This is a genomic window from Okeania sp. SIO2B9 (assembly GCF_010672505.1).
Lineage (GTDB): Bacteria > Cyanobacteriota > Cyanobacteriia > Cyanobacteriales > Microcoleaceae > Okeania > Okeania hirsuta.
In genome coordinates, this window is the sequence record NZ_JAAHGK010000166.1 from 1 (window position 1) to 8,260 (window position 8,260).

Consider the following 8,260-nt stretch of genomic DNA (forward strand, 5'->3'; position numbering starts at 1 on the left):
CACCAGAAAAAAATCAGACTTAATTACTGACTTTAGGTTGAGAAAAAATTTATGCTATTATTTCTTGATTTTAATAGCATAAATTTTTTCTCAACCTAAAGTCAGTAATTAAGTCTGATTTTTTTCTGGTGTATATCCTTTCTAATCATCAGCTATGACCAAAAAAATTAGGTCTCAAACCTCCCCTTTTAAGGGGATAAAAAAGAAAATTCAGCATCTTCAAAGCTTCCTATTACAAAAGGTAATGATAACTGATAACTTAATTAACATCATCAAGACCAATTATATCTCCTTTAATTCTAATATCATCAGAGTTTAAAAATTAAAAATAATCCTCCAATTTCATTGCTCTATACCCTAAGTATTAGAAATATCCAAATCAAAAATTTTATGTTTTAATTATAGAATTATAGTTATTTCAGTTTAGCTTGATACAAGCGCTTCTTACCTTGAAAGAGTTTCATTCTTATTTGAAATGACTATATATCATCCTTGGCTAAACTAAACTGTAGTAGGGGTTAGGCAACTAAGCTCCTAGAAGCTTTAATTATGATCTATGTTTTTTTCTCCTTCCTTCTTCCCTCTTCCTTCCGATATTGCTATCCTATAAAGAAGTAACCTAATATTAACTTCCCCTACTTAACTATGACCGAAAAATCTCAGCGCATTTGTATCCTTGGTGGTGGCTTTGGTGGACTTTATACCGCCCTTCGCCTAATCCAGTTTCCCTGGCAACCGTCAGAAAAACCAGAAATAATTCTGATAGACCAGCGCGATCGCTTCCTCTTTGCCCCACTATTATATGAACTTGTGACCGGGGAATTACAAACCTGGGAAATAGCTCCACCATTTGAAGAGTTATTCACCAACACCAACATTCGTTTTTGTCAAGGCGTTATCTCTGAAATTGATATCAACCAACAACAAGTAAAACTAGAAAACGGTCAAGCATTCAGTTACGACCGCCTCGTTTTAGCTATGGGAGGTGAAACGCCAATGGAAATGGCAAAAGGTGCGGCCGAATATGCAATCCCATTCCGCACCATTGATGATGCTTACCGTCTCCAAGAAAAGTTACGAGTTTTAGAAGCATCAGACCGCGAAAAAATTCGAGTCGCCATTGCCGGGGGTGGTTATAGCGGGGTAGAATTAGCTTGTAAATTAGCAGATCGTTTGCAATACAAGGGGCGAATTAGATTAGTCGAACGCAGCGATATGATTCTGCGAACATCCCCAGAATTTAACCGGGAAGCAGCTTCTCAAGCATTGTCTGAAAGAAATATTTGGATTGACTTAGAAACAGAAATTGAGTCTATTGAAGCTAATCAAATTTCCTTAAAGTACAAAGGGCAAGTTGACACCATTCCTGTAGATATTGTTTTGTGGACAGTGGGTACAAAAGTCGCCCCAGTAGTAAAGTCATTACCATTGAAAAAAAATCAGCGTGACCAAATCATCACCAGTGCAACTCTACAAGTGCAAGACAATACACAAATCTTTGCTCTCGGAGATTTAGCAGACTGCCAAGATGCAGACGGACAAAAAGTACCCACCACTGCTCAAGTAGCGATACAACAATCTGATTATGTTGCCTGGAATATCTGGGCATCTGTAACTGGGCGACCTTTGTTACCATTCCGCTATCAGCCATTGGGTGAAATGATGGCATTGGGACTTGACAACGCGACTCTTACCAGTTTAGGAATTAAACTGGATGGTCAGGTAGCACATTTGGCAAGACGTTTAGTTTATTTGTATCGCTTGCCCACATTGGATCATCAAATGAAAGTTGCTTTCAACTGGATAGTTAATCCTATTCAAGAGGCACTATCAAGTTTTTCAACAACTAATAATTAATCATTAATCATTACCTTTGCTTAAAATCGATAGGATTGGCGAAAAAGATTTTTTGTCTTTATTTCTTCTTCAAAGAAGAGACTTTAAAGCTTAATTATTCCGTAAAGTTTCCTGATGATTAGTTCTTTTTTTCCTTCTAATCATCTTTACATTCATGTTGAACATCACTATCGTGTTTTGTTTATTTGACCCTAAATTTATGATTAAAGACTGGTAGGCAAGGAATATGGAAAAAAAGGTTAAAAAATACTCCCCACCTCCCCATCTCTTTTTAAATAGATCAGGACTTACGCAAAATATAAATATACACAATATGTATGGGTTAACGGCAGTGATGACTACTAAATATGGTTAAATGCGTAAGTCCTGTAGATATTAAATGGGTTCTATATAGCAACTGCCATGACTACTGTTGACTTATGGAATATCTAAAACAAGGGAATATCAATCTTCCTCTTTCTTCTTTCTTCTTTCTTTTTTCTTCTTTTTTAGTTCTTACTTCTTCTTAAATATGACTAAAGTTATTTTACTTGATGCTGTAGGCACTTTATTTGGTGTGCGCGATAGTGTAGGTGAGATTTATCAACAGTTTGCCAGTCAGTGGGGAGTTGATGTTTCGCCTTCTGCTGTAAATGCAGCTTTTTTTGAAAGTTTTAAAATAGCTCCACCGATGGCATTTCCTGGAGTTGAGTCTACTAAAATACCCGAACAGGAGTTTGAGTGGTGGTGCGAAGTCGCTACTGCAACTTACAAAAAACTGGGAGTATTTGAGCAGTTTTCTGATTTCAGGAGTTTTTTTAGAGAACTTTACAATCATTTTGCTACTGCTGCACCTTGGTTTGTTTATCCTGATGTGAAACCTGCATTAACTAAGTGGCGCGATCGTGGAATCCAGTTAGCAGTTTTATCTAATTTTGATTCTCGACTTTATCCAGTTTTAGCAGTGTTGAAATTAGCAGATTTTTTTGATCATGTGACTATTTCTACAGAAGTAGGAGCAGCTAAACCTGATCGAAAAATATTTGTCGCTGCTTTACAAAAATGTGGTTGTGCTATTGAAGAAGTTGTGCATATTGGAGATAGTTTAACTGCTGATTATAAGGGTGCAATTAATATAGGAATAAAAGCATTTTTATTAAATAGAAACACGGTTTTACAACCAGAGGAAGATCACTTTGCTACTCTTCTTGATTGTTTTGATTATAGCTTTAGTTAGGTAAATTGAGGGGTCATACCCTCTAATTTAGAACTTTTTCAAGCAATTATTATTATAGTTTATTATAAATTAGATAACAATTATTAAACTGTTATGATCGAGATACAAAATATTGGTATGATTAAATGCAGGATGGTAGAAACCTCCAAAAAGTAGATGTTGACAATATAAATCTGCTCAGTTGGGCAGATTTTTTTTGAGTATTAATACAAGCAAGATAATCTGATATTAAACTTATTTTAAGTAAAAACTTCAAATTAAGCCCAACAAATAATGGCCTTGCTAAAATCTAATGGTAACTAGCTGAAAGTAAAATTGAAAAACTTATGTTTTTCGTTGATACTTAATCTAAAAATCATTACCACTTAGCAATGCCCAAATAATTAGTGAAAATTAGAAGTTTTGCAGCAACTTATTCGATATACTTACAGAGTTACTATAGCTGCCCTCGGCAAGGTTGTATAAAAATATCTGGCAAAAGGGAAACCGGATCTGGGAACAGTAACTGTTGCAACCCTGCGTTGGCAAAAGATACTCCTGGTACCTCACTCCTGTCAGGGGATAGGGATAAAAGTTTTAAGCTTTTATCTATTTTTTGACTTTTTACAAATGATTTACGATTGCTATATATATAGTGGGACTTACACAAAATAGAATAGGCATTTTTAGGGCATTGACGTAATTTCTTTATCTAGACTGACAAGAGCGCCATTTTTTGACCATAAAATGTTTAAGTCCCAATAGTCAAACCCCTCAAAGGCTGAAAAATATTAAGTCTGGTAAATTACCTATAAGCTAAGACTAAGAGACATTTTTGTTTTATATTCTCTGTTTCTTCTATTAGTTAATTGGATATAGCGAATTAATCAAAAGTATAGCATTATTTTTGGTAATTTGTATCAGGTATAGGAGCCATTTATAATTTGCTCAAAGCTGAAAAACAGAAAAAATAAACATGAAAATAACACAAAAAAAACAATCAACAAAATCTCAAAACTGGTGTATTGAAAAATTACCAGGCTTAAGTAAACAACACCAAGAATTACTAATAGAATATGGCATTACTACTACGAGAAAACTACTAGAAATAACCCACACCCCCCAGGAAAAATTCACCCTAGCAAATCAACTACAAATTCATCTTCAATATATCAAGAAATGGGTGGCATTAGCAGACTTAGCTAGAGTTCCTAGTATCGGCTGTCAATACTGTGGACTTCTGCTCCATGCTGGTATTGTTTCAGTTACTCAACTAGCTCAAATACCTATCCACAGGTTGCACCAACAAATCCTAAAATTACAGGTATCAACTATGCAAAGACGTGACCTTTGTCCCACTGTCGATCTGGTTCAAAAATGGATTCAACAAGCTCAATTTTTGGGTGCATATCAATTTTGAATAAAGCCAAAAATTTATCGCTTTTAGGGAATAGGGAACAGGGAATAGACATCTCCAGAAAAGAGGCAACAGGCAACAGGCAACAGGGAGAAATAATTGATAATTTATGGATAATAATTGATTTTATTTTTGATTTTTACCAGATGTCTAATAGGAAAAAAGTATTTTTGCAAATATGAGATGCACCCCAATTTTTATCGTCTGTTTGAAGGAGCGGTACCTGCTTTTGGCAAAGGAGTAATATCAAATCCTGTTGAATACTTATCATATATTTGGGGGTGGGGAGTACAGGAGTAGGGGAGTAGGGGAGATTGAAGGCTTGAAGTAACTGAAGTAATTATAGAATTATAAACATATATTATATAACCTGATTCTATATCAGAAATACCTGATCACGAGCTAGAGAAATAGAAGTAGGGGATTTGATAATTGTTTTTTCAAAGCATCTATTCTAGCTTTATGTTCTTCTATCGTAGTGGGGATAACAAACAAATTTTCTGTATTAGAGGTATCTATTTGAGAATCATTATTTGCTGTTGAATTTTGCAGTGTTTGAGCTTGGTTAAGATATTTGCTAGCTTTCTGATTATCTCCTAATTGAACATAAATCATAGCTAAAGTTTGAAGAGTTTCTGCTTCAGCTTTTGTATCATTTTCTGCTATTTGAATTTTCAGGGTTTCATCGAAGGAGTTTTTAGCCTTTTCTATTTCCCCTAAACTAAAGTAAACCATACCAATTTGACGAAGCATAAAAGCTTGTTGAGTGATATTTTTTAGTTCTCGAAATAGTTGTAATGATTGGTTGAAAGTATCTAGACTTTGTTGTTTTTCTCCAAGGTCAGAGTAAACTATGCCAATAGAAGCTAATACATAAGCTTTTCCTTCTTGATGGTTAAGTTTTTCCCTCAAAGAGAGAACTTGCTGATAATATTCTAGAGATTTTTGATAGTTACTTAAGGAATAGTAAACTAAGCCAATCATATTAAGAGAATTAGCAGCTTTTACCTCATCACCTGCTATTTGATATAGTTTTGCTGCCTCTTGAAATTTTTCTATTGCTTTTTGTTGAGATTCTGCTGTTTGTTGTTTAAAAAGTTGGAGACCTTCTCGATCAGCTTTTTGAGCAGCATCCAAATTTGAGTCTTTTGTTTCTGTCTTTTGAGTAATTAGGGGGCAGGAAGAAGGAAGAAGGAAGGATAAATTGACTTCCTGTCAAGATAGTTGTCGTAGATAAGGCTAAAGTATTGTGGTAAATTTGAGCAATTAATTTATGTATTGTTTTTCAATTATACATATTTACCTATTTTACCTATGAGCATAATTTTTCTACTATTGTATCTCAAGAAAATTTTTGCTTTCCTAGTTTCGTTTAAAGTAGAGAGCGTAAATATACAGAAAATTCCAACTTTCAAATCTTCTTCCTTCTTCCTTCTTCCCTCTTCCTTCTTCAATGTCTATGAAGTACAGATATTAACAATTAAATGTTTCCAGTGCGGGCATCTTGCCCGCTATGGGTGTAGCTCCAAGGTGGAATTTGCCCTCTTCCTTATCAGAAAATATCTACTTTTTCCCTATTCCTTCTTCCCTCTTCCTTCTTCCCTATTCCTTCTTCAATACCTCATAAATTCAGGACTACCAAAAATTAATGCTGCCCTCAATTCGGGAGAACTATTTTCAATTACTGTGCGAGTTTGAGCAGAAAAGTTATTACCCAAAGTCGCCATTAATTTTTCCGCACTAATAGGTTTACCTCTACCCAATAAACCACCAGATAAAGGTACGGCTAAACTACTACGTCGAATCATTGTATCTGAACTTAACCATGCTTCTTTCGTATTTTTATAACCGTCAGGAGTAACACAACCATAAAGAGGCATTCCTAACTGGTCTAAAATCCCATTAATAGGTCGAAAATTATCAACTTCGTTACCAATAGCTCTCATGGCAGAAGCTACAAAATGATAAGGATTTTTAAACTTACTATTGTGTGTTTCTACTTGCCAAAATTCTGAACTATTGAAGAGAGTTTTTAATACCTCAGAAATATCTCCTTCACTCTCTAAAAAAATCTGAGCTAAAGTTTTAACTAAAGATTCTGGCGGTTGGTCTAACACAAAAGTTTGAGCTAATTTATAACTAATATGTTTAGCTGTGGCAGGATGGTTAGCCAAAATATCTAAAGCAATTTCACCTTCAGCAATACCATTTTCTTTAATTGTTTGTCCGAGAAAAAATTTATCCCCCGGTTCGTGACGTTTTTCATCAAAGAAAAATCCATCTACATCTTCAGCTCTTTTAGCATTAGGAGGTAAACCCCAACCAGTAAAAATCTTTGCTAAAGCAATAATATCATCTTGAGTATAGCCTCCATCCACACCTAAAGTATGTAATTCTAATAATTCTCTAGCATAATTTTCATTGATTTTTCCCTGATGACTCCGCCAATTATCCAAATAAATTAACATCGCTGGATGATGAGCAGTAGCACCTAATAATTCTCTAAATTTTCCCAAAACATGAGGTCTAATTGCCTGCTGTTCGTAAGAGCTAAAATATAAACGATTTAATCCTTGACGACCAAAAACATTAAAGTGATTGTACCAAAAATCTACCATTACTTCTTCTAAGTGACGCGGACTTTCTAGAGTGCGCAGAAAACGTCCTTTAGTAGCTTGTAAAAATATTTTTTGTTCAAAACGTCCTTTGATTCTATTTAATCCTCTCTGGTCTAATTTTAATTCTTTTCCCTGTTGCTGAAGTTGTTGTAATTCTGTGATTATTTCACCAGGTTTTAGAGGCAATGTATCGAGATATTCTAGCTTTTTAGTTAATAGTTTTGGGTAGGGAATAGAATCAGGTTGTAATTGAGATTGAATATAAGCTTCTACACCAATATTTTTAATCTTTTCAATTTGCCCAGGAGTTGGTCCGAAACTAAGTCGATTAATTAGGTGTAAAATTTTAATATCAGTCATTTCAGTTATCAGTTATCAGTGGGGTAATATAATTTCCTTGATTGTCATAAAATGCGTAGGGGTGAATAGTCATTCACCCCCACAATATAGACTCTTATCTTTAATACTAAATAATACTGATGCTACCGGATTAGATATAACACACTTATCGGAAAATAATATTATTTAGAAATCGAACAATTTAACCCTGCATCTTCAGGTTTTGAATACTTCTCAGGAATAAATACGAAGTTAAACACTTGATTATCACAACGAACAACCTTAACTAACTCCAGGGGGTGTTTTTTGCGATCGCCAGTCCTCGGTTGAAATGTAATTTCTCCTGTTACCCCATCAACGCGGAAATTTTCACCTGCCAATATCTTCTTAATTTCCCGACGATGTTTTTCCCCATTTTCCTCAATTCCTTTGATTAGCACCTGAGCAGCATCATAACTCAAAGCTGTACGATCGCTAACAGGACCTCCCCACAATTCTTTAGCAGTCTTAGCAAAATTATCTTTGGGATTGTTCAAATGATGCCAATTAACGGTGACCATAAGTTTTTCCAAGAGTTGGGGTTGACCAATCTCTAGGGTTTTGGGACTGTAAATTGAGGAATCACTAACTATCCAGTTTTGACCATCATTTTCTTCGATGATTTTCAGAGCATGAGCAAAGGAATCAGTCACTTGCCCATCTGGGACAAGAACAATAGCTGATTTACCATATTTTCTGACTTTTTGGATAGCATTTTTAGCATTAAAATTAGGCCGAGAAATATCAAATGAATCAATGAGATATCCTCCTTTTTCTGAGAGTTTTTGTTTAAAA

General features: G+C 34.8%; 6 protein-coding genes. 3 read left to right on the plus strand and 3 right to left on the minus strand.

Going from position 1 to position 8,260, the window contains the following annotated elements; translation table 11 throughout:
* The first annotated feature begins 645 nt into the window (after positions 1-645).
* The 3 genes from F6K13_RS08390 (at position 646) to F6K13_RS08400 (ending at position 4,472) form a co-directional block, all read left to right on the plus strand.
* Complete coding sequence (locus tag F6K13_RS08390) at positions 646-1,857, plus strand: NAD(P)/FAD-dependent oxidoreductase (protein WP_124154279.1); 1,212 nt, start codon at positions 646-648, stop codon at positions 1,855-1,857.
* A gap of 511 nt (positions 1,858-2,368) precedes the next feature.
* On the plus strand, positions 2,369-3,073 hold the full coding sequence (locus tag F6K13_RS08395; protein ID WP_124143716.1) for an HAD family hydrolase: 705 nt from the start codon (positions 2,369-2,371) through the stop codon (positions 3,071-3,073).
* Positions 3,074-4,028: 955 nt separating this feature from the next.
* On the plus strand, positions 4,029-4,472 hold the full coding sequence (locus F6K13_RS08400) for a DUF4332 domain-containing protein (protein WP_124143717.1): 444 nt from the start codon (positions 4,029-4,031) through the stop codon (positions 4,470-4,472).
* A 399-nt stretch (positions 4,473-4,871) separates the two neighbouring features.
* On the opposite strand, the gene F6K13_RS08405 is transcribed toward F6K13_RS08400, so the two are convergent.
* The 3 genes from F6K13_RS08405 to F6K13_RS08415 form a co-directional block, all read right to left on the minus strand.
* Positions 4,872-5,606, minus strand: coding sequence for a tetratricopeptide repeat protein (locus F6K13_RS08405; RefSeq protein WP_124143718.1), 735 nt, complete (start codon positions 5,604-5,606; stop codon positions 4,872-4,874).
* A 476-nt stretch (positions 5,607-6,082) separates the two neighbouring features.
* Positions 6,083-7,447 (minus strand): DUF1800 domain-containing protein, encoded by a 1,365-nt coding sequence (locus F6K13_RS08410; RefSeq protein ID WP_124143719.1) that lies wholly within the window; start codon positions 7,445-7,447, stop codon positions 6,083-6,085.
* Between the two features lie 161 nt (positions 7,448-7,608).
* A partial coding sequence (locus F6K13_RS08415; RefSeq protein ID WP_287287193.1) for an ABC transporter substrate-binding protein occupies positions 7,609-8,260 on the minus strand: 652 nt, incomplete at its 5' end.